The organism is Paracoccus aminovorans, from assembly GCF_900005615.1.
GTDB lineage: Bacteria > Pseudomonadota > Alphaproteobacteria > Rhodobacterales > Rhodobacteraceae > Paracoccus > Paracoccus aminovorans.
The window spans coordinates 2,419,430-2,443,101 of sequence record NZ_LN832559.1 but is presented as its reverse complement, the minus strand read 5'-3'; the positions used below and the strand labels follow the sequence as shown (position 1 = coordinate 2,443,101).

General features: G+C 61.0%; 24 protein-coding genes and 1 pseudogene. 11 read left to right on the top strand and 14 right to left on the bottom strand.

The window, feature by feature from the left end:
- Positions 1–223: 223 nt before the first annotated feature.
- Together JCM7685_RS12180 and JCM7685_RS12175 are read right to left on the bottom strand one after the other, a co-directional pair.
- Positions 224–652: a tautomerase family protein gene (locus JCM7685_RS12180; RefSeq protein WP_074970081.1), complete on the bottom strand. Its 429-nt coding sequence runs from the start codon at positions 650–652 to the stop codon at positions 224–226.
- 54 nt (positions 653–706) lie between these two features.
- Positions 707–1,462: an SDR family oxidoreductase gene (locus JCM7685_RS12175; RefSeq protein ID WP_074970083.1), complete on the bottom strand. Its 756-nt coding sequence runs from the start codon at positions 1,460–1,462 to the stop codon at positions 707–709.
- On the opposite strand from JCM7685_RS12175, the gene JCM7685_RS20790 reads away from it, so the two are divergent.
- On the top strand, positions 1,398–1,544 hold the full coding sequence (locus JCM7685_RS20790; RefSeq protein WP_139218128.1) for a hypothetical protein: 147 nt from the start codon (positions 1,398–1,400) through the stop codon (positions 1,542–1,544). The two genes, JCM7685_RS12175 and JCM7685_RS20790, sit on opposite strands and share 65 nt — an antisense overlap.
- 49 nt (positions 1,545–1,593) lie before the next feature.
- Positions 1,594–2,487 (top strand): AraC family transcriptional regulator, encoded by an 894-nt coding sequence (locus JCM7685_RS12170; RefSeq protein WP_074970085.1) that lies wholly within the window; start codon positions 1,594–1,596, stop codon positions 2,485–2,487.
- 175 nt (positions 2,488–2,662) lie between these two features.
- Here the strand turns inward: JCM7685_RS12170 and JCM7685_RS12165 are convergent, their stop codons facing one another.
- Positions 2,663–3,970, bottom strand: coding sequence for a transposase (locus tag JCM7685_RS12165; protein WP_074970102.1), 1,308 nt, complete (start codon positions 3,968–3,970; stop codon positions 2,663–2,665).
- Positions 3,971–4,180: 210 nt separating this feature from the next.
- Here JCM7685_RS12165 and JCM7685_RS12160 point away from each other — a divergent pair, with 210 nt between their 5' ends.
- On the top strand, positions 4,181–4,675 hold the full coding sequence (locus JCM7685_RS12160; protein WP_074970087.1) for a hypothetical protein: 495 nt from the start codon (positions 4,181–4,183) through the stop codon (positions 4,673–4,675).
- Between the two features lie 152 nt (positions 4,676–4,827).
- On the opposite strand, the gene JCM7685_RS12155 is transcribed toward JCM7685_RS12160, so the two are convergent.
- The 6 genes from JCM7685_RS12155 to JCM7685_RS12130 all read right to left on the bottom strand — a co-directional run bounded on the left by JCM7685_RS12155 (position 4,828) and on the right by JCM7685_RS12130 (position 12,143).
- Positions 4,828–7,800 (bottom strand): TrlF family AAA-like ATPase, encoded by a 2,973-nt coding sequence (locus JCM7685_RS12155; RefSeq protein ID WP_074970089.1) that lies wholly within the window; start codon positions 7,798–7,800, stop codon positions 4,828–4,830.
- 120 nt (positions 7,801–7,920) lie between these two features.
- The gene (locus tag JCM7685_RS12150; RefSeq protein ID WP_074970091.1) at positions 7,921–8,862 is read right to left on the bottom strand and encodes a DUF2971 domain-containing protein; all 942 of its coding nucleotides are present in this window, start codon (positions 8,860–8,862) and stop codon (positions 7,921–7,923) included.
- A 72-nt stretch (positions 8,863–8,934) separates the two neighbouring features.
- A complete protein-coding gene (locus JCM7685_RS12145; protein WP_074970093.1) occupies positions 8,935–9,768 on the bottom strand; it encodes a hypothetical protein in 834 nt (277 codons plus the stop codon).
- A 9-nt stretch (positions 9,769–9,777) separates the two neighbouring features.
- Positions 9,778–10,197 (bottom strand): DUF5615 family PIN-like protein, encoded by a 420-nt coding sequence (locus JCM7685_RS12140; RefSeq protein WP_170848967.1) that lies wholly within the window; start codon positions 10,195–10,197, stop codon positions 9,778–9,780.
- Positions 10,194–10,847 carry a DUF433 domain-containing protein gene (locus tag JCM7685_RS12135; RefSeq protein WP_074970095.1) on the bottom strand — a complete coding sequence of 218 codons (654 nt, stop codon included), beginning with the start codon at positions 10,845–10,847 and terminating at the stop codon, positions 10,194–10,196. The genes JCM7685_RS12140 and JCM7685_RS12135 overlap by 4 nt, the downstream gene beginning before the upstream one ends.
- 108 nt (positions 10,848–10,955) lie before the next feature.
- A complete protein-coding gene (locus JCM7685_RS12130) occupies positions 10,956–12,143 on the bottom strand; it encodes a tyrosine-type recombinase/integrase (RefSeq protein WP_074970097.1) in 1,188 nt (395 codons plus the stop codon).
- Between the two features lie 414 nt (positions 12,144–12,557).
- Here JCM7685_RS12130 and JCM7685_RS12120 point away from each other — a divergent pair, with 414 nt between their 5' ends.
- The 3 genes from JCM7685_RS12120 (at position 12,558) to JCM7685_RS12110 (ending at position 14,385) form a co-directional block, all read left to right on the top strand.
- Positions 12,558–12,848, top strand: coding sequence for a hypothetical protein (locus JCM7685_RS12120; RefSeq protein ID WP_074970098.1), 291 nt, complete (start codon positions 12,558–12,560; stop codon positions 12,846–12,848).
- Between the two features lie 33 nt (positions 12,849–12,881).
- Positions 12,882–13,187 (top strand): HigA family addiction module antitoxin, encoded by a 306-nt coding sequence (locus tag JCM7685_RS12115; protein WP_231964633.1) that lies wholly within the window; start codon positions 12,882–12,884, stop codon positions 13,185–13,187.
- 64 nt (positions 13,188–13,251) lie between these two features.
- Positions 13,252–14,385, top strand: a complete 1,134-nt coding sequence (locus JCM7685_RS12110) for a DEAD/DEAH box helicase (RefSeq protein ID WP_231964632.1) — start codon at positions 13,252–13,254, stop codon at positions 14,383–14,385.
- Between the two features lie 103 nt (positions 14,386–14,488).
- On the opposite strand, the gene istB is transcribed toward JCM7685_RS12110, so the two are convergent.
- Positions 14,489–15,217, bottom strand: a complete 729-nt coding sequence (gene istB, locus JCM7685_RS12105; RefSeq protein ID WP_028030902.1) for an IS21-like element helper ATPase IstB — start codon at positions 15,215–15,217, stop codon at positions 14,489–14,491.
- Positions 15,217–16,716, bottom strand: coding sequence for an IS21 family transposase (istA, locus tag JCM7685_RS12100; RefSeq protein ID WP_090271472.1), 1,500 nt, complete (start codon positions 16,714–16,716; stop codon positions 15,217–15,219). Before istA ends, istB begins: the two co-directional genes overlap by 1 nt.
- A gap of 122 nt (positions 16,717–16,838) precedes the next feature.
- Between istA and JCM7685_RS12095 the strand changes: the two are divergent.
- The 3 genes and pseudogenes from JCM7685_RS12095 to JCM7685_RS12085 form a co-directional block, all read left to right on the top strand.
- A pseudogene (locus JCM7685_RS12095) lies at positions 16,839–16,994 on the top strand (3-hydroxyacyl-CoA dehydrogenase); the annotation flags it as partial.
- Positions 16,995–17,022: 28 nt separating this feature from the next.
- Positions 17,023–18,204, top strand: coding sequence for an acetyl-CoA C-acyltransferase (locus JCM7685_RS12090; protein ID WP_074971314.1), 1,182 nt, complete (start codon positions 17,023–17,025; stop codon positions 18,202–18,204).
- The gene (locus JCM7685_RS12085; RefSeq protein WP_145981075.1) at positions 18,204–18,521 is read left to right on the top strand and encodes a hypothetical protein; all 318 of its coding nucleotides are present in this window, start codon (positions 18,204–18,206) and stop codon (positions 18,519–18,521) included. Before JCM7685_RS12090 ends, JCM7685_RS12085 begins: the two co-directional genes overlap by 1 nt.
- 129 nt (positions 18,522–18,650) lie before the next feature.
- Here JCM7685_RS12085 and JCM7685_RS12080 read toward each other — a convergent pair whose 3' ends face one another.
- Both JCM7685_RS12080 and JCM7685_RS12075 read right to left on the bottom strand, forming a co-directional pair.
- Positions 18,651–19,583, bottom strand: coding sequence for an IS5 family transposase (locus JCM7685_RS12080; RefSeq protein WP_100526019.1), 933 nt, complete (start codon positions 19,581–19,583; stop codon positions 18,651–18,653).
- Between the two features lie 209 nt (positions 19,584–19,792).
- Positions 19,793–21,106, bottom strand: coding sequence for an MFS transporter (locus tag JCM7685_RS12075; protein WP_074970242.1), 1,314 nt, complete (start codon positions 21,104–21,106; stop codon positions 19,793–19,795).
- 189 nt (positions 21,107–21,295) lie between these two features.
- On the opposite strand from JCM7685_RS12075, the gene JCM7685_RS12070 reads away from it, so the two are divergent.
- Entirely contained in the window at positions 21,296–21,739 is a 444-nt protein-coding gene (locus JCM7685_RS12070; RefSeq protein ID WP_074970244.1) for a MarR family winged helix-turn-helix transcriptional regulator, read from the top strand.
- Here the strand turns inward: JCM7685_RS12070 and JCM7685_RS12065 are convergent.
- Positions 21,729–22,163 carry a MarR family winged helix-turn-helix transcriptional regulator gene (locus JCM7685_RS12065; RefSeq protein ID WP_074970246.1) on the bottom strand — a complete coding sequence of 145 codons (435 nt, stop codon included), beginning with the start codon at positions 22,161–22,163 and terminating at the stop codon, positions 21,729–21,731. The genes JCM7685_RS12070 and JCM7685_RS12065 overlap by 11 nt on opposite strands.
- Before the next feature lie 141 nt (positions 22,164–22,304).
- On the opposite strand from JCM7685_RS12065, the gene hmgA reads away from it, so the two are divergent.
- Positions 22,305–23,666, top strand: coding sequence for a homogentisate 1,2-dioxygenase (gene hmgA / locus JCM7685_RS12060; RefSeq protein WP_074970248.1), 1,362 nt, complete (start codon positions 22,305–22,307; stop codon positions 23,664–23,666).
- Positions 23,667–23,672: the final 6 nt, after the last annotated feature.

Genomic DNA, 23,672 nt, shown 5'->3' with positions numbered 1-23,672 from the left:
CAGCTGCCTCTCAGCCAAGACGCTCCGGCGCCCGCCCTGTCATCCCGAAATCGGTTGCTCGGAACGCACTCGGTAGTCCCGTTTCTCCATCTCCATCAGCCGGTTTCGGGAAAAGGCTATCGGGAACAGGTTTTGGAAAACTGATGCGTATGGGGCGGTAGCAGCGTGGGTACGCTCACGCCGTCGTTCTCGATCAACCTTCTTTTGAGGGAACGCTTGAACGTCAGATCGCCGGCGCATCCGGTGGGCTCGCCCGCAGCGCGGTAAGGTCGGCTTGTTTTCCGAAGATGCCCCAATTTTGCTCCGCAACCTCGTGAATGACGACGTACACCGGGGCGACCGCTGTGCCGTCCGGCCGCCGATCAAGGATGGCGGTTGCGCCATCAATGAGCCGGCGCTTGCCGGCAGCATCCAGTCCACCGGCCAGCACATATATCTGGAGTGTCACGACGGGCAGGCGCGCGGGTTCGTCGCCCATGAACACGGCATCCGCCGCGTAATCGGCGAAGTACGTCCACACGGTGCTACGCACCATCGGCGAGGGCTGAAGCGCCTCGCAGTCCAGGCCCAGGGTTGCGAGGTTGCCAGCGACACGCTGGCGATCGGCCGCATTGAAGGTGCCGACAGGCGAGTGGATGATGAGCTTCGGCATGGTAGCGCCTCCGGTATGGAGCGGATGCCGCCGAGCGGCATCCGCTGGTGGGCCTCAGATCGTCTGGCCGCCCGACACCTCGATGCGCTGGCCGTTGACCCAGCGGTTGTCGGGGCCGAGCAGGCTCGCAACCATCGGCCCGACATCGTCGGGCAGGCCGACGCGGCCGAGCGCGGTCATGCCGGCGAAGGCGGTGTTGTAGTCGGGAATGTCCCGCACCGCGCCGCCCAGGAAGTCGGTCTCGATCGCGCCGGGGGCGACCGTGTTGGCGGTGATGCCGCGTGCGCCCAACTCCTTTGCCATGTAGACGGTCAACACCTCGATCGCCCCCTTGGCGGCCGAGTAGGCCGAGAAGCCGGGGAACGACACACGGGTCAGGCCGGACGAGAAGTTCACGATCCGCCCGCCATCGGCCAGCACGGGAAGCAGCGCCTGCGTCAGAAAGAATACGCCCTTGACGTGGACCGAGAACAGCTTGTCGAACTGCTCCTCCGTGGTGGCGGCGAAGTCCGCCATCTCGCCGTGGCCGGCGTTGTTGACGAGGTGGTCGACGCGCTCGCGCCCGAAGGTGGTGGTCAGCGCCCCGCGCAGCTTCTCAATGAAGGACGGGAAGGTCGAGACGCTGCCGGTGTCGAGCTGCAACGCGACCGCCTTGCGGCCCAGCGCCTCGATCTCGGCAACGACCGCATCGGCGTTGTCCTTGCCGCTATTATAGGTGAGGATCACGTCGCCGCCATGGCGAGCAATGCTGATGGCGGTATTGCGGCCGAGGCCACGGCTGCCGCCGGTAACGAGGGAAATGGTGGTCATGCAAGCCTCCGGTTGGTGTTGCCAGCCTTATGCATCCCACCGCCACGCCGCTGTTGCGCGATCGGCCGGAAAAATTGCCTGATCGTCCAGATCGGTTGCCGCATCCGGTCGCGTGCCGTATTTAGTCGACCATGACAGGTCCGCTCCTCGACTATGCACGGCGCTTTGCCGACGCCCATGCCGACCATGCCGGCGTCGCGACGACACCGGTGGAAGGGCTGGTGATCCTGCGTGAGACGGCGCCGACGATGCTGCAATATGCGGTGTCGAAGCCTTTGGTGGCGCTGGTACTGCAAGGTAGCAAACGTGTGACGATGGGCAGCGCCACCTTCGACTTCGGCGCGGGCGATTCCCTGCTTGTCACCACCGACGTGCCGACCGTCAGCCAGATCACGACGGCGACCCGCGTCTTGCCTTATTATTCCCTCGTTCTCGAACTCGATCCTGCCATTATCGCGGGCTTGGTAGACGAGATCGGCGCGGCGCCGTTCGAGGCAGATCGCCCGGTCAGGGTCGATCCGACCGAGACGGAAGTCGCGGACGCGGCCTTGCGACTGCTACGCCTGCTCGACCGCCCCGCAACGCTGGCGGTGTTGGGACCGCAGCTCAAGCGCGAGCTACATTACTGGCTGCTCAGCGGCCGGCATGGCGGCGCGATCCGGGCGCTTGGCGTTACCGACAGCCACGCCCAGCGGATCGCGCGCGCCGTCGCCATGCTCCGCGCGCATTATGCCGAGCTGGTGAAGGTCGAAGCGCTGGCCGAGGTGGCCGGGATGAGCCTGTCCGCCTTCCACGTCCATTTCCGCAGCATCACGTCTTTGTCGCCGCTACAGTTTCAAAAGCAGCTTCGGCTCATCGAGGCGCGGCGCCGAATGCTCTCACTGGGCGAGGCGATCAGCGATGCCGCCTACGGCGTGGGATACGAGAGCGTTCCGCAGTTCACGCGTGAATATGGCCGCATGTTTGGCCTCCCACCCGCCCGAGATGTTCGACAGGCGCGAGCTCAGATGACCACTGCTGCGTAAGTGATTCGATCTTCCCAAATCGTGGTCAGACGAGTTTCGGGAAGAGGTTGGCTTTCCGGTATCTCGGTCGTTTTTGGGGCAGCAACAAAGGGTCACTAGTCTTGGTCCGCCGCTTGGAACCTGCCTGACCCCTGACTATCGATGTCAGTTATCGCAACGCCCTGTCGCACGCCGCTCAAATGGGCAGAGCGCGCAGCTGACTGAACTGCGATAACCTTCGTCGGGGTGGCTCGAAGAGCGTTCTGGCGGCGCCTGCGAGGCTTTGACCGACCCGGGAGAGCCGAGGCTCTCCAAAGATCGCGACCAAGAGCGCGTTCCTTATAAATTTCTGCATTCGCCACAGCGACAGGTGTGCGCCTGTTTGCGCCGACGACGCGGGGGGAAAAGCGAGGCTGTCGGCGACAGCCTCGTCGATCAGCAATCCAACAATTAGGTATGCCGCGAGCCATGAGCGAGCGAGTTGGCTGTCACGCGCCGGAAGCGCATCGATCCCGAGTCCGCTCTTGAGCCGTTTGAACGCCAGTTCGATCTGCCACCGTAGGCGATAGGTCGCGATCGCATTGTCCGCAGAAATTTCCTCTACGGAAGCCGAAGTCAGTAATAGTAGGAAATCCGCCGAAGCGACTGTCAAAGGGTTGGGGTGTGCGGCCACCCGCTGTTTCCTTCGGTGGTCAAACAATATCGCCTTGCGCGCCCGTTCTGACGAAGCCACGTCCTTGCGCCGAATGATTAAACGGGCGCGGAATGTCGAGGCGCCACTCAACTCGCGTTTGCGGCCGGAATGATCAACCAATACCTCGTGTTCGGCGATGTCGCCGGGTTGCATACCAGCGTAGACCGCGTTCCAGTCCAGGCGTGCGCCGTTCGGTGTCAGCAACCGGATCGTCGACCATCCGATCCGCATAATGAAGTCCGCTCCCATTTCGCGCACATGCAGCAGTCCGGGTGTCCGAGCATATCCTCGGTCTCCAAGCACGAGATCGCCCTTCTCGAATTCATGGCGCGATAAGCTCTCCCCGCCATGCGTATCGCTGATCTCAAGCTGGCTGAACCTCCCTCGTGCCGGATCATATGTTGCGTGCAGGCGCCAGTCCGTGCCGCCCTTGCCCGACGAGCGGATCACGCTGCCATCTACTATTCGCAGCCGTCGCTCGCCATTCCGGCTGCGGATATCGTCGTTAAGCAAGGATGCGGCGATATAGCTCAACCAGTCTTCTGCCCCTTTGAGGCGCTTCAACAGCGCGACATCGGACAAATGTGCGATATCGCATCCAGCCGCCCACGCAGCAGCAGACCGTAGGCTCATCCTGCCTGGTCCATAGGCTAGCGCCAACCGCAACATGGTCGCGCCATCCCGCACTACCCTTCTACGTTTTACCGCGCCATGCTCACGCGCGCTTTTGTCAAGATCCAGATTGTCCGGCAAACGGGACAGCAGCTCACGCCACGCGATGTCGAAATGGGGATGGGTATCGGAGTCCATCCTCCTCATGAATCACAGACCGATTCCTGCCGTCCACCCCAAAGTTAGCGCTTATGGGAAGGCTTTCCCCCAACATCTCCATAAATATTGCTTCCGCCCGTCCGGGCCTTGTGTCAGGCGAAGGGTATTCCGTTGGTTGTTAAGAAAGAGGTAGTAGTTTGAATGATGGTTGTTGGGCGATATTCACGTCAGCATTTCTGGATAATGTAAATGGAAGAGATCAACTGGTCTGATCGCGCGTTTTATGATGACGGGGAATGGGTAACCTGGTCAGAGATTGATGAGCAACTGCGGCACAAGGAATGGGGTGCCAAATATCCGAACGCCATCCGTTCGATGATACCCTATTTTGAGGATCTGACCTCGCTCGCCGAGAGCTACCATCTGGAAACGGGGCTGCATCTTTCCGTCTACGGCGATATCGGTGAGCTCTTCGGGGCTATCACCTATGGGATCAAGCTGAACCGCACCTATGCGCAGGGTTCTGACGGACGGCTCGGCAATGACCATGTCGAGATCAAGACCATTACGCCATTCAAGAGCAAGGATGTCGTCATGGTTGATACGTCACGCCATTTCAACAAGCTGCTCGTGGTCAAGATTAATGCGGAATTTCAGGTCTCGGGCCGAATGATTGAGCGAAAGCAGTTGCCGAAACGATCAGGCCGCTATCTCCGTATCCGCTGGGAAGATTTGCCAATCTGAAAGCGTGGAGAGTTGGCTCCATATCATAGCGATGTAAGTCATGGTGCGGGACGCTTGCTTTTGTCGATAGCGATCAGAACGATATCAGGCCCCAGGAAGCCGTGCGCCTGCTGCTCTGGGAATGGGCGGCCATTAGGCCGCCCGCAAAATTGTCATCGCTCCAGCCTGACACGAAGTCGGCGAGCACGCTCTCGAAATGCTTCTTCACCGCCTTCAAGAATATCGCACACGGCTTTGCGGATATCTGCGTTTTCCAGGCCGCCTGCCTTGTAAGTGATGGGCGGCAAGCCGCCGATCTGATGCGGGCCAACCTCTGCGACAATGATCTGATCCGCGTCGGTGTTGATCACAAGGTTCGCGTTGTGGGTGACCATGATGACCTGCCGTTTGGATTTGGCCGCGATGAACAGCGAGACGAGTTCATCGAAGACGGACTTAGGATCGAGATTTTCCTCTGGCTGGTCGATGATGAGTGGTCGGTCGTCTGCGTCGTCCAGTGCGAGATACAGAAGCAAAAGCACAATCCCTCTCGTCCCAGGCGAGAGTTTACGGATATCGATGCCGTCATAGACAATCTCATAGCGTACGGAGATATGGTCAGTCGCAAACAGCCAGTGGGCAAACTCTTTGAGCCAGGCCCGAAACTCAGCCTGTTGCGCTTGAGCAATGGGCGCGTGTCCGATCAAGTCTCGCAGGTACGTTGAGATGAACGCGGCCATTGCGGCTTGCACGTCCGCTGCCGTCCCATTCTCCCAGGCCGGCTTGAGCGCACTATTGGCCAATTGGATCAGCGATCCACGGCCATTGAAGGGACCGGCCTTTCTGCGGTCGAGAAGTTTCTCTTCCGCAATCGTTCCCCAGGCTTCGACATCAACGATACGGCGCACGGAAAAGCCGAGTTTTTGCAAAGTTCCCGATGAGGCTGCCAGACGGCTCATGAGCGGTGCGTAGAGACTGGCGAGCGCCGTCTGTTCATTGATGATAGCTTCAAACACACGGCCATAGGCCGCATCACGTTCGGTTTGCAGGTCTTTCTTGCGGGTCGCGGCGCCCTGGGCATCGGTGAGACGGGCTTGCAGGTTCTGAAGGGCGGTGTTTTCCTGCCCAATGCGGAGTGAAAGCGCTGAATACTGGTCCCGGACCAGCTTGTCCGCGCTGACCAAGGCTTCGAGCCGCGTCATCTCGGCTTGAAGGACGTTGAGGGTGAGCGTGGAAAGATCGGCGCTGTCGGCTATGGGGGGCGTGGGAATGCCCGATGGCAGGGGAGGACCATTGAGAGCAGCAATCTGCTGATCGGCCCATGTGACGTAGCCCGCCAGACTCTTGTCGACATCGCCTTTGTACACCAGCAGGAATTCGTCCCACTGTTGATCGTTCATATGGCCCTGCTGATGGCGTTCCCTGGCCTGCCGCAACAATTCGGGCGCCTTGGTAGCTCGGGTGCTTTTCACCTCATCCTGCAGGGCGAGGAAGGTCCGCCGCTGATTGCCGAATCCCTGGATCTTGCCGCGTACCGCCTGCACGGCCTGACTGAGTTGTGTGTGCCGTTGTGCCTGAGCTTCGGTGCCCTTGACGACGAGTTTGGCGAGATCTTCATTGTAGCTTTTGATCAGGCCGGCTTTCTGGGTCACCTGCGCATTCAGAGTCGGGACAGAACTTTCCTTTTCCAGTTCTGTGGCGATGCGATCGGAAATCTCGGCAATAGCTTCGGCTTCTCGCTCACGGGCTTGCTGGAAGCGACTTGTCCTGTGGCTGCGCAACTCGGCGAAGTCGATCGCACCGTCCCGCTGATCGTCGGAGTGGGATTCGAAAATCACCCGTTCGATCTCGGCGATGAGACCGTCCGAGAAGCCGCCGGAAGAGCAGAGCTCTTCCACGAATTGCTGCGACAAATATCGGGCGCGCGGAAAGGACAGATGATTGTTGGCGTCCCGACCATCGAGCGCGCGCGTTGTGGTGGCGCCACCGCCCCAGGTCAACGTGGCCGTCGCGTTGCCGACCAGCTCGCGGGCGCGGACAAGGAAGGAGGGACTAGCATTCTCGCTGGCGCTCCATCCAGATGGCGTGATGGCATCGCATCCAGCAGCTATCATATCGGCGAGTGCCGTTTTTCCGGAACCACGAGCCCCGATGATCGCTACCAGGCCGGGGTTGAGAGGGATTTCGGGAGTCGCGGCCCAATCTGCATCAGCAATGGAGATGTGCGAAATGACTTGCGAGGGCATAGCGGTTCGCGGCGGTTCGGTTCCGACGTAAGCGCGTCCTTCCGGATCAATGCAGGCTTGGCGCAGGGCATCGAACTCGAGACCACCCTTGATCCATGAAAAGCGCTCCTCCACTGGCTGCCCGACGGTTTTCTGGTCATGTGCGTCGCTGCCATGCAGACATGGCTTACACCCATCATAGTCCTCGCGCAGTTTCTCAACGTTGACGCCCCTTTTGCCGAACCAGAATTCACGTTGCGCGGGGCTGCTTGAGAAGATGATGTGAGCAAACCGCTCGATCTCCTGGCGCATCGTCGCCTCGGCCGCCTGCCGCAACCCCGACGTTCCATCTCCCGCTGCGCCGGCCACCGCGACCAAAATGTTTGTCTTGGCCCAGTCGCTGTCTCGTAGCACCTGGCGCAGTTGAGCGAAGTTGACCTTGAACTGCGTGGCACCGTGGCGCAGAGCCGCGCCATCGTCGATGATGGCGGTGTCGGCGCGTTTGCCAAGAGCAATCAGATCGTTGCGCGTGCAGTTGTAGGTGTCCCCATGCGCCTGGAACTGCAATCGCTGGAGAATGCGATGCAGTTCGGCCAAATGATTGGGATCTTCCGGACTGACCAGCAGGTGCATGTTGACGAAGCCGGTCTTGGCGGCGATGTCGAGCCGCAGTTCGACATTTGGAAAGATGAGCTGGACGTTGGGCAAGCGCCCCGCCTGCTTGCGCCGCAACACTTCCTCATAGGTGTCTGTGACATAGTAGTCGGTAACAGCTATGGCACCGATTGCGGGTGAGCAGCGTTCCAGAGATGTCAGATAGGCCTCCCAGGGATCGCCACCACCGAACTGATTGTTCAGGATTGTCCCCGGTGCATGGATATGCGGCTCCCAACGCCGCCACTGCGAACCTCTGCCGATCATTGCCCCTCCGCGTGTATCGGCAGAAATAGATGGCCTATGCTCTGTCCGAATTCATGTGATTCATGAGATGCTTAGCATCCACAAGTTGTTTTATAACAATTCTTTCTATCAAGCTTGACGTTATTCTTCGTCGAGATTTTCAAAAGCCTCAAAAATTGCCCGCGATCGCCGGGGCAGGGACGCTCCAAGTTCATCCGTGTCGAGCGCGTACTTTCGGAGGTGAAACGTGCCGGGTACTTCACGCATCTCGAAAAAGCGCACGGGGCGGCCCCGGTTTGCCAGGGCCTGAACGACTGTAAATTTGACGGAGGATTTGCAGCGAATGCCGAAGACGACTTCTTCGAGTTCCAGCGGCGAATCCTGTGCGCCGCGTTTGCCGATCAGACGCCATTCCCTCTCATAACGCCAACTCGCAGCCTTGCGGAGCAGGACGGCTTCGTCGACACGCTGTCGTGCGGCGCTGTCGTTCTCCATCATGGCCACATCGCTGGCCATCACCTTGCGACTGCCTCCATAGCGGATCTTGTTGAGGTCGGCTTCCGCTTCGGCCGGAACAGAGTAGCCAGCACAAATCCCGTTATGCTGATCGCCATAGTGGCTCCACATCAACGGGCATGTGGCGCGGACTCCGAACGAAACGATGCCACGGTCGTAGCGGCGAAGCAATTCGTCTTCGAGATACTGACGCAACAGCGATTGCAGGGGATCAGCGATCTCGTAGCTGGGATCGGTTGCGTGATAGCGGATTTCGTCAAGCAGCCGAGCGGCATCCTTCTGGCTATGCCGCGCGATATGATCGATGGTTTTGGGGCCACGATATTTGAGGGATTTTGCCGCAGCCTGCATCTCGGCGAGGATACGCTGCTCGCGCAGACGGCTTAGAACCTGTTCAAGCTGATCGTTGGGGAGGTTAGCATCGAGAGTTGGGCGGCAGTCGAGGGGGTCGTTGAAGTCACCGGGGTCTGAATAGTAAAGCTCGTCCGCGACCAGCATATCCAGCAGGCGGTGGCTGAAACCCCGATATTTGTAGAGCCGTCGGGGTAGTTTGTTCGCTTCGGCCATGGTCGCCCTCAGTTCCTCGTTATTTTGCTTCCTGTTTCGAACTTTACTTGCCTGCGTTGTGTAGGGGCGCGATCAAGATTGCTCTGCCAACTCCGCGAGAAGATAGCTGATATAGCTTCGTGTCAGGTTGCAGTAGAGATGCGCTTCCCTGAGCGACGGCGACACGTCGGCCGCGAGTTGTGTGCCATGGCGGACGCCGCCGCCGCCGGGCGAAGAGAGGAACCCGTGCATCTTGGTCATCCAACCGAGCGCTTCGGCCAGCGCGCTGCCGCCATTATTTTTGCGCAAGGCGCGGATGATTTCGTTGAAGTATTTTCCTTCGACCGTTCCCGATCCGCTTTCCTGCCCCTGAAATGCCGTCGACACCGTTTCAAGGAGCCACAGAATTTCCTGCACCGCCTGTCGCGGCCGCTGTTCGAGAAGAAGGCGGTCTGCCTGATCGAGTGAGGTGTGAATAAGCTCATGCGCACGCTGACCGAGTGATTTCTGCGGCGCCTGGACGACGATGGGGGTTTGCGGATGGCGTGCCAGCAGGGCTGGGGGCCTTACTTCGAAGGGCACTTCATGCTCATAGAGGATCTGGTTGACGATATCTTCGTCTGGAAGGCCGATTTCTGGATGCGCAGATTGTATCTGTGCGCATCCATCCCAGAAGGCGCTGATAAACACTGGGGCATTGTTTCCGGCGGACATCATTGCGCCATGGAGGTCGCTGAGCGCCCAACTTTCGCTGGAGCTCCAGGATTGGCCACCATTAAATTTTGCCTTGAACATCTCAAAGATCGACCAAGACGATTCTGATTGGCTGGCGATGGAGTGAACGAGGGAATTAAAGGCATTTACCGCAGCCGGGGGCATCGCACCGGGGGAGCCATAACGCCAAGCTGTGGGCATTGTCAGGGCCATGCTGCCTCCTCAGCTTTCTTCGGCAGGAAGCGCGTAGCGGAGCACGCGTAAATCATCATCGTCGAGCGTGATTTCGAGCACCTGGTTCACCAGATCAGGGTCAGCGTCGAGTTCGAGCAGAGCCTGCTCGAAGAGTTCGATCTGCATATCCAGATCCATGCCGGGCGGGCCGTTGAGGCAGATCAGGCCGGCATGGATCGCCACATCGGCATACTGCCCCTTCGTTCCGGGCTTGTCCTTTGGCCCCCGGAAGTCGACCGAGTTCTTGGTGACGAATGTCCAGTCGCCGTCCAGGATGATCGGCGTCAGCTCCCAGTCTTTATGTCCGGCGAGACCCAGCCAAACGATATGGCTGGTTTCGCCGTGGTCTTTGTCGATTGCGATCTTTGCAAGCTCTGGGCTCAGACATTCGTCGATTAAAAATTTCATCCCGCCTTCCTACGACGAGGTACGCGGCGGTCGGTGACGATGGTCGAGCCTTCCGGGATGTCGCTGGAGACGCGCGGTCGCCCCCGGAGGGGGTTGGCTTCCGCGTAGATCGCCGCAAGGCGAACTTTCTCGGCGTCGAGGCTCGGCCAAGCGTCAAGGATGCGCCCGATCGGATATTCGGCCGCGACTGCCGCGGCGACATCGTAGACTGGAACGCGAGTGCCTCTAATGACCGGCGTGCCGCCGAGAATATCGTCGGAGGTGCATACGATTTCGCGTGCTGCGCCCAGGTCGTCCAGCCGTTCGCTCGTGCCCTTCACAAAGGGCAACAAATCAATGGTCAGGAACTCGTCGCGGACGGTCCAGTCTTCGCGCAGCAGTGCTGCCCAGGCGAGAGCACGGGAACGCGTCAGCCGAGGACCTGCGGTCTTGATGGCGAAAAGCCGTTCTTCGGAGGTGAGGCGTTTGGCGCTTTCGAAGTAGAACGCGATGAAGGAGCATGCGCCAGCGAGAACGTGGCGCCCGTTGTCGAGCGACACGAAGGCATCTGGCAGGATTCGCTCATCAATGACGCGATTGATGTCACGTAGGCTCACGCGCGAGACCACAGCGGCCTCGGTCGCCTTCAGCATTTCCGTCACTGCGGTCATGTGGGCCTCCTGATTAAATCTTCCGATCGGTCGGAATATATATCAGGCGGCCTCGAATTTCAATCCCGGCCCAGTCAGGCGCTTCCGCGCCGGACCAGGGCAGGCAGGTTAGGCCGCAATATCCAGGTCTTCCTCCACCTTTTCTCGGGCAGGGAGGGAGAGGGCAAGCGCGATGGCGTCGGAGACCTTGTTAGCAGCCGCTCGGATAGGATCGGTCTTGAGGTGGGCATAACGGGCGGTTGTTTGAACCTGGGTGTGGCCAAGCAGCCGACCGATCATCGTGAGGTCCTCGCCAAGCTGGAGGGCGTCCGAGGCGAAGGAGTGGCGCAGGTCGTGTATGCGGAGATCGTCCAGCCCGGCGCGTTTGCGCAAGCGTCTCCAAGGCTTTTGCATGTCGGTCAGATGCTGACCTTCGATCGTGCCGGTGATGACGTAAGGATTGTCCTTCACCTTGGGGATCGCCTTGAAAACCTCCACGACGGCCTGCCCAATCGCGACCAGCTTCGCTCCGCTCTTGGAATCAGGGAGGCGCAAGAGGCCCGCGTCAAGGTCGACATACTCCCATTTCAGTTTCTGGATTTCGCTGAGGCGGCAGCCGGTGAGAAGCAGGAGCTGGATGCAGAAAGCAGCTTCGCGTTCGGCATTGCTTTCACGCAGAACTTTGCCGAGTCTGGCAAGTTCGTCGGGCGTGAGGTAGCGCTCACGCTTGATTTCCTTGTAGCGCTTGACCTTCCAGCAGGGGTTCACTCCATCGGTGCGCACGCCCCACGTGTGGGCGACGGTGAACATGATTGAGAGTACGCCGAGGGTCCGGTTGGCTTGATAGGGGGTCGCCTTCATGGACTGATGCACCTCAACGATATCGGCGCGGGTAATGTCGATGATGCGGTGCGAACCCAGTTTCGGGTTGATGAAAAGCTCGACCGACCTTTTGTATTCCGCTTGGGTGGATGGCTTGCAATGAGAGGCGACGTGCTCTTCGAGAAAGCGTTTGCCGAACTCCTTCATTGTGGGGGAGGCCTTTCGGCGGTCCCGTTCGCCCGCCGGGTCGGCGCCAAGGCGAACTTGCGAGAGATGCTTCATGGCTTCGGTGCGGGCGAGGTCGGGCGTCACCGCTCCGTGCAATCCGATGTTGACGCGGCGCAGGCGCCCGCCGCTCCGGAATTGGGCAAGGTACATCTTCCTGCCCGATGGATAGACGCGCAGGCCGAAGCCTTTGAGTTCGTCGTCCCAAAGGAAAAATTCCTTGTCTGTCGGTGCCGCAGCATCGACGGAACGTTTGGTGATCTTGGCCATCTCCTGCTCCCTCCTGCCGGAATCAAATCGGAATCATTTGGGAGCGTATGGATGCGTTCCCCTTCGCAAAATAAGGTAGGGTTTTTGGTAAAATAAGTCAATAGGAACAGTTATTTATGCGGTATTCTGCGGCAATTTCGCAGAGCGGGATAGTGGGGCGAAAAGTGGTGTGAACAAACTCATAACCTGAAGGCCGCAGGTTCAAATCCTGCCCCCGCAACCACTTCTGTCATAAAACACTCGAAATCGAAGTGTAGCAACAGCTTACACCGAAATCGGCGAGCCACGCACAGCCCCGGACGCGAAAGCGCCGGGGCTGTGTGCTGCTTGACGGCGGCGATCAACGGGAAGTGGGCTCTTGGCTGTATGTAAAGTGTCGCTTGACGCTATCCAGCCTCCAAGATAGTGTGCGGCATGAAGATTCGGAACGTGGTCCATCCGGGCTTGCGCTCTCTCATTGCAGAGGACGAACCGGCCAGCCCGCGAGACATCGACGTTTCGAGGTTGCAGCGCATCCTGTCGTTCCTTCAGGACATGGCCGGGGCATCGGAGCTTCGCTGCGTCGCCGGCTGGATGGTTCAACCGCCGTCCGGTGCCGGGCGGGGACGATGGGAGCTTCAGGCCGCGCCGGTCGGTGCAATCACGTTCGGGATCGACGCACAGGACGACGCGATCACGAACCTCGACTACGAAGGAAACGGCTGAAACGAGGGCGCAAGCGCAATGAACGGTATCCGAATGAAGGCTCCCGCCCATCCGGGCGGCTTCGTAAAGACCGAGGTGATCGAACCTCTCGGCCTGTCGGTCACGGCTGCCGCCGATGTTCTCGGCGTCACTCGCGCCGCTCTATCCGCCCTCCTCAACGAGCGGGCCGACCTGTCGCCGGAAATGGCAATCCGCATCGAGAAGGCGTTCGGCGTGTCGATGGAAACCCTCATGCGTATGCAAAACAGCTTTGACATCGCGGAGGCGCGGAAGAAGGCAGAGGCGGTCAACGTCGCACCCTATTCGGGTAAGCCACCGCAGCGAAATCTCCCGTCATGACCCGTTTATTCTCAGCAAACTCCAGGGCATAGGCTCGCGCACTCAAAAGAAAGCCGTCCACCACATGAAGCTCGAAGAAATCAAGTCTGGTCAGAGTCTATCTGGGATTGAGCCGTCTCAGGTAGTGACGGTCGTTGCCGTCGTCCCTCTCAGCGAAGGGTCCGTCCAGCTTATCTATCGGACCCCTGACGGTGGCATGAAGGAACGGCTTCTCAACAGGGGCGACGAGCCTTCGGTTGAGATTGCCACGGTGGAGCGCCCGTTTTCCTTCGACGGCGATGGCGCGGCGTTTCAGCTTGCTTGCGAGGCCAAGCGGATCGACCTCGCCTTCCTGTTCGACCCGATGATGGCCGTCCATAGCTCAAATGTGGAACCGTTGCCGCACCAGATCACCGCTGTCTATGAATCGCTTTTGCCCCGGCAGCCTTTGCGGTTCGTCCTCGCGGACGATCCCGGTGCCGGCAAGACGATCATGGCGGGCCTCTATATCCGCGAACTCATCATGCGCGCGGATTCACACCGTATCCTGATCGTCGCGCCCGGTAGCCTTGTCGAGCAATGGCGAGACGAGCTTTACGAGAAATTCGGTCTGGAGTTTCACGTCTATTCGCCGCTTCTGGAGCAGACCTCACCGAGCGGAAACCCGTTCGACGACTATCCCCGCCTTATCGTCCGGCTCGATCAGCTCTCTCGCAACGAGGAGCTTCAGGACAAGCTTTGCGCGCCGGGCTGGGATTTGGTCGTCTTCGACGAAGCGCACAAACTCTCCGCGCACTATTTCGGTTCCAAGCTGGAAAAGACGGGCCGTTTCCGCTTCGCCGAGAAGCTGGGCGCGCATGTCCGGCACCTGCTGTTAATGACGGCGACGCCGCACAACGGCAAGGAAGAGGACTTCCAGCTTTTCCTTTCATTGCTCGATTCCGACCGCTTCTACGGCAAGTTCCGCGACGGCGTTCACAAGGTCGATGCCTCCGACCTCATGCGCCGCATGGTCAAGGAGGAACTGGTCAAGTTCGACGGCACGCCGCTCTTCCCAGAGCGCAAGGCATACACGGTCAACTACGAACTCTCGCAGATCGAAGCGGCCTTGTATGAGGCCGTGACCAACTATGTGCAGACCGAAATGGGCAAGGCTGACCAGCTCGAAGGCGCGCGCAAGGGATCTGTCTGTCAATCGGCATTCAAACGGGCCCCCTGATCGGCGTCCAAAAGTGACCCCTTTGGCGCGCGGGTGAGCAGGCCCGTGGCGGCGTAGCTTTCCAGCTGGCGCAGCCGACGCGGGCCTGCGTTTTGGAGGGTGTTCAGGCTCGGGTTTTGATGCGCCAGCTGTCGTTGCCGGTCTCGACGATGTCGCAGTGGTGGGTGAGCCGGTCGAGCAGCGCGGTGGTCATCTTTGCGTCTCCGAAGACGGTCGGCCACTCCCCGAATGCGAGGTTGGTGGTGACGATGACGGAAGTCTGCTCATAGAGCTTGCTGATCAGATGGAACAGCAGCTGGCCGCCGGACTGCGCGAATGGCAGGTATCCGAGTTCATCGAGGATGACGAAGTCGAGCCGCATCAGATGTTCTGCAAGCCGGCCTGCCCGTCCGGCACGGGCCTCGGCCTCCAGCCTGTTCACCAGATCGACGACATTGAAGAACCTGCCCCGGGCACCATTGCGGATGACCGCGCGCGCTATGGCCACAGAGATATGGGTCTTGCCGGTCCCGGTGCCGCCAACCAGCACGACATTGCGCTGTTGGCTGAGGAACTCCCCGCTGGCCAGATCTCGCACCAGGGTCTCGTTGATTGGGGTGTCATCGAAGGTGAACTCCTCGATCTCCCGGGCATAGGGCAGCTTGGCGGTGGTGATCTGGTATTTGACCGACCGCGCTTTCTTCTCGTTGATCTCGGCGGCCAGAAGATCTCCAACGATCTGGCGGGGTTCGTGCTGGCGGCGCACAGCCACCGCCATGAGTTCGTCATAAGCGGCGCGCATCCCGTAGAGCTTCAACTCGCCCATTGCAGCCATGATGTCAGCACGATCCATCAGCAGGCCCTCCGCAGCAGATCATAACGGGCGCAGTCCGCCACAGGCTCATGGGTCAACTGCAAGGCCGGAGAGGTCAGCAGAAGCGGTGGTGGTTCCGGATCTCGCCTGCGGGATAGAATATTGAGGATTACATCGGCAGAATGGACGCCTTGCGAGAGAGCTTCGGCACATGCCTTTTGAACCACAGGCATCCCTTCCGTCAGCACAGCGCCGAGGACCTTCACCATCTGGCGGTCGCCATCTGAGGAGCCCTGCAGCTTGCGGCGGATCTGTTCAAGAGCTCCGGGAAGAACCCAGTCCTTGAACGGTGCGCCGTTACGCAGCGCCCCGGGTTTGCGAAGCAGAACAGGCACATAATGCCAGGGATTGTAAACCGTTCGGTCCCGGCCGAAGTGACGCGGGTGGTCTCCGACCAGTCGGCCCTCCTGCCGGATCTCGATCCGCTCAGCATAGGCCCTGATCTCGACCTGCCGCCCGACAGCCGTTGCCGCGACGGAGTATTTGTTGTTGTCGAAGCGCACGAGACAGGTCTTTGACACCGCCGCAGGCAGTGAATGGAATCCGTCGAAGCGCCCGGCATAGGGGACAAGGTGCGGGCGCTCTTCCTGGAAGACCTGCCAGACGGTTTTGTCCGTCAGCTCCGGATGCTTGCTGGTTCTGGCCGAGGCGATGCACTTGTCCAGCAGCCAGGCATTCAGTTCCTCGTAGCTCTTGACCCTGACGCGGGGCGCGAAAAACCGCTGACGGACAGTGCCGACCTGGCTCTCCACCTGGCCTTTCTCCCAACCCGCAGCAGGGGTGCAGGCAACGGGTTCGACCAGATAATGGCTGGCCATCTGCAGGAACCGACGATTGTAGAGGCGTTCCTTGCCGGTGAAGATGGTCTCCACCGCCGTCTTCATGTTGTCGTAGATCCCGCGGGTGCAGGTGCCCTTGAAGAAGGCGAAAGCCCTGTCGTGGGCATCGAACACCATCTCCTGCGTCTCGCGCGGATAGGCCCGCACAAAGAACATCCGGCTGTGGCACAGGCGAACATGGGCCACTTTGATGGTGGTGGTCGCCCCATCGATCACCACAACCTCGTGGCTCCAGTCGAACTGATAGGCTTCACCGGGCGCAAAGCTCAGGGGCACGAAGGCGGCAGAAGCGCCTGAACTCTGAGTGCGTGCCCAGTTCGAGGCGTAGCGGCGCACCGCGTCATACCCACCTTCATAACCGAGACCGCTCAGTTCTTCGTAGATCTGTATCAGAGACTGACGTTCCCGGCTGGACCGCGCGGCGTTGACCTCCAGCAGCCGGTTGAGTTCCCCCAGCCAGGCACCCAGCTTCGGGCGCGGCTGCACCGTCCGGGTATAGGTGAACTCGGTAATCCCGGTGCGGATCACCTTCCGCACCACCTTCTTCGACAGCTTCAGGTCACGGCAGATCGTCTTGATCCCCTTGCCCTCGGTGAAATGTAGCCGCCTGATTTTTGCGATTGTCTCCACGATCAGCATCCCGTGCTCGGCCTCCGATAATCATCGAAGGCACAATGGACCCAACCCCCGGTCGGTGGGGTCCATTTTGGACGCCGATCACCCCAGAAGCGGGGTCCTTATTGCAAGCCGTTCAACAGGCGGAGGTGCAGGACAGCCTGGCCGGCACCGTGCCCTTTCCGCCGCGGTTGGGCCGACCCGAGGAATATGCGGCGCTGGTGCGCCATGTCGTCGAGAACCCGATGCTGAACGGCGAGGTCATCCGGCTGGACGGCGCGCTGCGCCTGGCACCGAAATAGCGCGTCCCCGAAACAGGAGGGAGAGATCATGGACAAGGATCCGATCGTCATTGCGGGCGCGGCCCGCACGCCCATGGGCGGCTTTCAGGGCGATTTCGCTAGCGTCCCGGCGGCGCAGCTTGGCGCGACCGCGATTCGGGCCGCGTTCGGCGGGCTCGACCCCGGGGCGGTGGACGAGATCTTCATGGGCTGCGTGCTGGCCGCCGGCCAGGGCCAGGCCCCGGCCCGGCAGGCGGCGCTGGCGGCGGGGCTGCCGGCGGCGGCGGGGGCGACGACGGTGAACAAGATGTGCGGCTCGGGCATGAAGGCGGCGATGCTGGGGCACGACCTGATCCTGGCCGGCTCGGCCCGGGTGGTGGTGGCCGGCGGCATGGAAAGCATGTCGAACGCGCCCTATCTGCTGCCCAAGGCGCGGGCGGGCTATCGCATGGGCCACGGCCAGGTGCTGGACCACATGTTCCTGGACGGGCTGGAGGACGCCTATGACAAGGGCCGGCTGATGGGCAGCTTCGCCGAGGATTGCGCCCAGGCCTATGGCTTCACGCGCGAGGCGCAGGACGCTTTCGCCATCGCCTCGCTGACCCGGGCGCAGCGCGCCATCGCCGAGGGGGACTTCGCCGCCGAGATTGCGCCGGTCACGGTGCAGGACCGCGGCGGCGCGCGGGTGGTCGATACCGACGAGCAGCCCGGCAAGGCGCGGCTCGACAAGATCCCGACGCTGAAGCCGGCCTTCCGGCCCGGCGGCACGGTGACGGCGGCGAATGCCTCGTCGATCTCGGACGGGGCGGCGGCGCTGCTGCTGATGCGCGCATCCGAGGCCGAGCGGCGCGGGCTTGCGCCGCGGGCGCGCATCCTCGGCCATGCGACCTTCGCCGACCGGCCGGCTCTGTTCCCGACGGCGCCCATCGGCGCGGTGCGGCGCCTGCTGGACCGGACCGGGACGGAACTTGGCGATTACGACCTTTTCGAGATCAACGAGGCCTTCGCCGTGGTCGCCATGGCGGCGATGCGCGACCTTGGCCTGTCGCATGAGGTGGTGAACGTGAACGGCGGCGCCTGCGCGTTGGGACATCCGATCGGCGCCTCGGGCGCGCGGGTGCTGGTCACGCTGCTGGCGGCGCTGGAGGCGCGGGGGCTGGACCGCGGCATCGCGTCGCTCTGCATCGGCGGCGGCGAGGCGACGGCGGTTGCCATCGAAAGGATGAAATGATGCCGGCAGGACGTTCTGAACAGGTCCGCGAAACTACCGCCAACCTGCAGGAGGACACGCTGATATCGGGACACTTCGTCTGCCATGAGCCTATGATCACAGCGGGTCGCGTATTGGACATTGCCCGCCGCCTCGACGTTGATTTCTCCCAGTTTAACTTTGAGACATTGTCATCCGGACAGTTCCGCCTCTACATCTCTTTTTTTCCGCAGAAGGCAGGCATTACTTCGCTGCTTTTTAAAAGACTGGAGCAACTTGCGGACTTGCGGCTTGAAAATTCATATCCAAGATCGCCGCTGTCGCGCAAGGATCTCTGAAAGCAATAGGCATGAAGAAGTGCTATGCATTGGGTTTTGTAACGTGCTTCGAAAGTTTTGATATGGACATGATAGGACTCTGTTGCACCAAAGAGTTGATGGCCGGATTTCCCCTTTCCCCGGACAGATCTATCCCACGGCCTCTGTGACGGGGGTGCCAAGCGCGGTGTAACGGTTCAGAATAGCGATACGGACCTGAAGCTCGGCGACCTGTCGGTCAAAGTCCCGTGCCATGAGGCGCTGACCCAGCAGTTTCACACAGTGCATCTTCGTCTCGACGCGGCTTCGGGGGTGGTATCCACTCCATCGTCGCCAGAGGGCACGACCGAGGTATTTCGATGCCCGCAGAGCCTCGTTTCGTGCGCCCGCGCCGGCGGCGACTGTCTTCCAGGGTTTGGCGTTCTTGCGGGGCGGAATGACAGCGTCGGCGCCGCGGTCAGCGATGGCATCGTGGCATTTGCGGGTGTCGTAGGCGCCGTCTGCTGTGACGCGGCCGATCTGCTCGTGCGCCGGGATCTGTTTGAGCAGGTCGGGTAACACCGGCGCATCGCCGATGTGGCTCCCTGTGATCTCCACCGCCCGAACCTCCAGCGTTTCCTCATCAATCCCCAGATGGATCTTGCGCCAGACGCGCCGTTTCGGGCCGCCATGCTTGCGGGCGTGCCACTCGCCTTCGCCCTCGACCTTGATGCCAGTGCTGTCGATCAGCAGGTGCAGCGGCCCCTTGGACCCGCGATACGGTATGTTCACAGCCAGGGTCTTCTGGCGACGGGACAGGGTGCTGAAGTCAGGCACCGTCCAGTCGAGACCAACCAACTGCAGCAGGCTCTCGACGAAACCAGTCGTCTGCCTGAGCGCCATGCCGAAGAGCACCTTCATCGAAAGACACGTCTGAATGGCGGCATCGCTGTAGGTCTGCTGGCGGCCACGCCTGCCTGTCGGCGCGGCATCCCAGCTCATCTCGGGGTCGAACCAGATCGTCAGCGAACCCCGGCGCTTGAGCGCTTCATTGTAGGCTGGCCAGTTCCGGGTTCTGTATGTCGGGGATGCGGGTCGGCTCATGCAGACCAGCTACCGTACGGGTTTTATCAGATGAATCCATGACAGGATTTGTGCAACAGTGCCCGTCTCGTCCGAAGTAACCTTGTCCCCCCATGCTGCCGGTCGGCGCATTGCCGCTGACCTGCCCCCTCGCGCGCTTGCAGATGCGCAGCTTGTCAAAAGCCATCAGCCGCCCCGAAGAGGCGGCTGATGGTCAGTCTGCCTGCCTGCTATTGGACCAGATCGCGGCCGCGTGTTTCGGGCGTGGTGAACATCACGATGATCGCCGGGATCGCCATCATCGCGGCATAGACCGCCACCGCAAAGGGGGTGCCGAAGCTGTTCAGCAGCCAGGTGCCGATGATCGGAGCCAGCGCCCCACCCAGCACGGTCGCCGCCGAATATGAGGTGGACATGGCGGTATAGCGCACGCGGGCGGGGAACAACTCGGTGAAATAGGCCGACATGCCGCCGACGATGATGCCGTGGAAGGTCAGCGTCAGGATGGTCGCGCGGGTCAGGTCCGCGCCGCTGGCGCCCGGTTCCAGGCTGAACAGCCAGAAGCCCGCCAAGATGCCGCCGATCAGGCCCACAAGCGTCACCGTGCGGCGGCCGATGCGGTCGGCGGTCGCGCCCGCCGCCAGGATGACCAAGACCTCGACGATGGAAGCTGTGAACAGCGCGTTCAGCGCGTCTTCACGCGGAGATTTCAGAAAAACCGTTGCCAGTACGATGAAGAAGGTCGAGAACAGGTAGAACAGCGCGCTTTCGCCCGATTTCACCAGCAGGACGCGCAGCATGTTGTGTCCCTGGGTGGACAACGCTTCGCGCAGGGGAGCCTTGACGACCTCGGCCTTGTTTTCCTGCAGGTTGATGAAGGCGGGAGATTCCTCGACCTTGCGGCGGACCCAGATGCCCAGCAGGATCAGCAGGGCGGACATCAGGAACGGAATGCGCCAGCCCCATTCGGTGAATCCGTCCGAGCCGAAATAGCCGATGACCGCGCCGATGACGCCGGTCGCCAGCACGTTCCCGGCCGGGCCGCCCACCATCGGAAAGCCGGTCCACAGCCCGCGCTGCTTCGCGGGCAGGCTTTCGGCGATCAGCACCAGCGCGCCGGTGGATTCGCCGCCGATGGCAAAGCCCTGCAGCAGGCGCAGCACCAGCAGCAGCAGCGGCGCGAGGATGCCGATCTGGGCGTAGGTCGGAAGCAGGCCCATGGCGACCGTCGCGCCGCCCATCAGGTAAAGGCTCAGAACCAGCGCCTTCTTGCGCCCGATGCGATCGCCCAGCACACCGAAGAACCACCCGCCCACAGGACGCGCCACGAAGCCCACTGCCTGCGCGGACAGGGCGGCGATGACGCCGGTGACAGGATCGACCTCGGGGAAGAACGCCGAGTTGAAAACCAAGGCTGCGCAGAACGCGAAGATGGCGAAGTCATACCATTCGATAACCGTGCCCATGCTGGCCGCGAAAAGCAGCCGGATGGATGATTTCTGTTGTTGCGCGACAGGCGCGCTGCCGGATGATGCCAAGCCCATATGTCTCCTCCCTCTGGACATGTCGATTGCCGTGAACCTGGGGTCATAATCGTATCATTTGCAACAATGTCAATATTGTTGCAAACGCAACGTTGCAGAAGGGACGAAATCCGGCTGCCCTGCGGGGTTGAATTCCCCGCGCGAATCCATGAAACTATTTCAAATGAAACGAATTTGCGGAGCGTTGCGATGAGCATGGAAAATTTTCTGCCTTATCGCCTGGCTGTGGGGGCCGAGGCTTTCTCACGCCAGCTTTTCGCCGTCTATGGCCAGAAATACGGTCTCACGCGTGAGGAATGGCGGCTTTTGTTCCTGCTGGCGGATGCGGGCACTATTGATTCGGTGCAACTAGCGCAGCGGACCTCGCTGGACAAGGTCCAGGTCAGCCGTGCCGCCAGCCGCCTTGAGGACAAGGGCCTGATCGACCGCGCGATCCTGGGATCGGACCGCAGGTTGCGCAGCTATGGCGCGACCGAGGCGGGCCAGGCGCTGTTCCGGCAGGTCTTCGACGAGGTTTCGGGCCGGGCCGACGAAATCCTGTGCTTGATGTCGCCCGAGGATCGCAGCGCGCTGGAGCAGGGCATCCGCGCCCTGCACCAGGCCGTGCGGCAGCGGGCGGCGATCAGCGACTGACATCGACCGGCGCGGACAACCGGTCCAGCACGCGCGAGAATGTCTCGGCATCCGCGCCCAGTTCCTGAAGCAGTTGCTTCTGAAAGGACAGGGCCAGGCGGCCCAACCGGTCCATCAGGGCACGCCCCTGGCTGGTCAGCCGCAGAGCGACCAGCCGCCGGTCGTCCTTGTTGTCGGTTTTCTCAAGCAGCCCGTCGCGCTCCAGCCGGCTGGCGGCGCGGCTGACCACGGATTTCTCAAGATTCACCCGCCGGGTGATATCGCGCACGCTGACACCCTCCTGCCCATGCAGATGCGCGAGTACCCGCCATTCGGGGATCGTCAGCCCCGCCTCGGCCGCATAGAGGTGCGAGAATCGGTCACTGACCTGGGCCGCGGCCACGGCCAGCCGATAGGGCAGGAAACTGTCGAGATCGAATGTCATGCATGCCTCCATTTCCGCCAAGGACAGCAAGGAAACGTTGTAATCGCAACGGGAAAGCGATGGTGTCAGGGCGGCATTGACATCGTTGCAGAAGCAACGATATATTTATTGCAGATGCAACGATCTTTGGGGGGAGGAAAGATGGCGCAGCATGACATGCCTTTGGGGATGATCCGCGCGACGGTGACGACCGGCACGCATGAGGGTTATATGCCCGGCTTCGGCAATGATTTCGAAACCGAGGCACTGCCCGGCGCGCTGCCGCAGGGCCAGAACAGCCCGCAGAAATGCGAATACGGCCTTTATGCCGAGCAGCTTTCCGGCACCGCCTTCACCGCGCCGCGCGGCCAGAACGAGCGGACTTGGTGCTATCGCATTCGCCCCTCGGTCCATCACACCGGGCGCTTCTCACCCATCGACGTGCCCTATTGGCGGAGTGCCCCGAACATCTGCCACGACATCGTCAGCCTTGGCCAATATCGCTGGGACCCGATCCCGGTGCCGGATCAGGATCTGACCTGGATCACTGGGATGCGCACCATCACCACGGCGGGCGATGTGAACACGCAGGTCGGCATGGCAAGCCATGTCTATCTGATCACGCAATCGATGAAGGACGAGTATTTCTTTTCCGCCGACAGCGAATTGCTGGTCGTCCCGCAGGAGGGTAAGTTGCGCTTCTGCACCGAACTGGGCGTGATCGACCTGGAGCCGAAGGAAATCGCCATCTTGCCGCGCGGTCTGGTCTATCGCGTCGAAGTGCTGGAAGGCCCCTGCCGCGGTTTCGTCTGCGAGAATTACGGGCAGAAATTCGACCTGCCGGGCCGCGGCCCGATCGGCGCGAACTGCATGGCGAACACCCGCGACTTCAAATGCCCAGTCGCGGCTTTCGAGGACCGCGAGGTCCGGTCGCGCGTGGTGATCAAGTGGTGCGGGCAATTCCATGAAACATGGATCGACCATTCTCCGCTGGATATCGTGGCCTGGCACGGCAATTACTGCGCCTACAAATACGACCTGCGCACCTATTCCCCGGTCGGCGCGATCCTGTTCGACCATCCAGATCCCTCGATCTTCACGGTCCTGACGGCGCCTTCCGGGCAGGAGGGGACGGCGAATATCGACTTTGTGCTGTTCCGCGAACGCTGGATGGTGGCCGAGCATTCCTTCCGCCCGCCATGGTATCACAAGAACATCATGTCCGAGCTGATGGGCAACATCTATGGCGTCTATGACGCCAAGCCCCAGGGCTTTGCGCCGGGCGGCATCAGCCTGCACAACTGCATGCTGCCGCATGGGCCGGACCGCGACGCCTTCGAACATGCCAGCAATGGCGAGTTGAAGCCCGAAAAGCTGGACGAAACCATGAGCTTCATGTTCGAGACCCGCTTTCCCCAGCATCTGACGCATTATGCCGCCAAGGAGGCACCGATGCAGGAGGAATACATGGAGGTCTGGCAGAAGCTGGAAAAGAAGTTCGACGGCACGTCCGGCGTCAAGTGATCTGCC

What these genes read in the sequence shown, in the direction of transcription:
- JCM7685_RS12065 (WP_074970246.1), bottom strand. Translation starts at nt 22,163, where the DNA reads ATGACATTCGATCTCGACAGTTTCCTGCCCTATCGGCTGGCCGTGGCC.
- JCM7685_RS12145 (WP_074970093.1), bottom strand. Translation starts at nt 9,768, where the DNA reads ATGGCCCTGACAATGCCCACAGCTTGGCGTTATGGCTCCCCCGGTGCG.
- istB (WP_028030902.1), bottom strand. Translation starts at nt 15,217, where the DNA reads ATGGATCGTGCTGACATCATGGCTGCAATGGGCGAGTTGAAGCTCTAC.
- JCM7685_RS12110 (WP_231964632.1), top strand. Translation starts at nt 13,252, where the DNA reads ATGAAGCTCGAAGAAATCAAGTCTGGTCAGAGTCTATCTGGGATTGAG.
- JCM7685_RS12150 (WP_074970091.1), bottom strand. Translation starts at nt 8,862, where the DNA reads ATGGCCGAAGCGAACAAACTACCCCGACGGCTCTACAAATATCGGGGT.
- JCM7685_RS12130 (WP_074970097.1), bottom strand. Translation starts at nt 12,143, where the DNA reads ATGGCCAAGATCACCAAACGTTCCGTCGATGCTGCGGCACCGACAGAC.
- JCM7685_RS12160 (WP_074970087.1), top strand. Translation starts at nt 4,181, where the DNA reads ATGGAAGAGATCAACTGGTCTGATCGCGCGTTTTATGATGACGGGGAA.
- JCM7685_RS12080 (WP_100526019.1), bottom strand. Translation starts at nt 19,583, where the DNA reads ATGAGCCGACCCGCATCCCCGACATACAGAACCCGGAACTGGCCAGCC.
- JCM7685_RS12070 (WP_074970244.1), top strand. Translation starts at nt 21,296, where the DNA reads ATGAGCATGGAAAATTTTCTGCCTTATCGCCTGGCTGTGGGGGCCGAG.
- JCM7685_RS12090 (WP_074971314.1), top strand. Translation starts at nt 17,023, where the DNA reads ATGGACAAGGATCCGATCGTCATTGCGGGCGCGGCCCGCACGCCCATG.
- JCM7685_RS12180 (WP_074970081.1), bottom strand. Translation starts at nt 652, where the DNA reads ATGCCGAAGCTCATCATCCACTCGCCTGTCGGCACCTTCAATGCGGCC.
- JCM7685_RS12175 (WP_074970083.1), bottom strand. Translation starts at nt 1,462, where the DNA reads ATGACCACCATTTCCCTCGTTACCGGCGGCAGCCGTGGCCTCGGCCGC.
- JCM7685_RS12135 (WP_074970095.1), bottom strand. Translation starts at nt 10,847, where the DNA reads ATGACCGCAGTGACGGAAATGCTGAAGGCGACCGAGGCCGCTGTGGTC.
- JCM7685_RS12120 (WP_074970098.1), top strand. Translation starts at nt 12,558, where the DNA reads ATGAAGATTCGGAACGTGGTCCATCCGGGCTTGCGCTCTCTCATTGCA.
- JCM7685_RS20790 (WP_139218128.1), top strand. Translation starts at nt 1,398, where the DNA reads ATGCTGATGGCGGTATTGCGGCCGAGGCCACGGCTGCCGCCGGTAACG.
- JCM7685_RS12170 (WP_074970085.1), top strand. Translation starts at nt 1,594, where the DNA reads ATGACAGGTCCGCTCCTCGACTATGCACGGCGCTTTGCCGACGCCCAT.
- JCM7685_RS12085 (WP_145981075.1), top strand. Translation starts at nt 18,204, where the DNA reads ATGCCGGCAGGACGTTCTGAACAGGTCCGCGAAACTACCGCCAACCTG.
- JCM7685_RS12115 (WP_231964633.1), top strand. Translation starts at nt 12,882, where the DNA reads ATGAAGGCTCCCGCCCATCCGGGCGGCTTCGTAAAGACCGAGGTGATC.
- JCM7685_RS12075 (WP_074970242.1), bottom strand. Translation starts at nt 21,106, where the DNA reads ATGGGCTTGGCATCATCCGGCAGCGCGCCTGTCGCGCAACAACAGAAA.
- JCM7685_RS12165 (WP_074970102.1), bottom strand. Translation starts at nt 3,970, where the DNA reads ATGGACTCCGATACCCATCCCCATTTCGACATCGCGTGGCGTGAGCTG.
- JCM7685_RS12140 (WP_170848967.1), bottom strand. Translation starts at nt 10,197, where the DNA reads ATGAAATTTTTAATCGACGAATGTCTGAGCCCAGAGCTTGCAAAGATC.
- JCM7685_RS12155 (WP_074970089.1), bottom strand. Translation starts at nt 7,800, where the DNA reads ATGATCGGCAGAGGTTCGCAGTGGCGGCGTTGGGAGCCGCATATCCAT.
- hmgA (WP_074970248.1), top strand. Translation starts at nt 22,305, where the DNA reads ATGGCGCAGCATGACATGCCTTTGGGGATGATCCGCGCGACGGTGACG.
- istA (WP_090271472.1), bottom strand. Translation starts at nt 16,716, where the DNA reads ATGCTGATCGTGGAGACAATCGCAAAAATCAGGCGGCTACATTTCACC.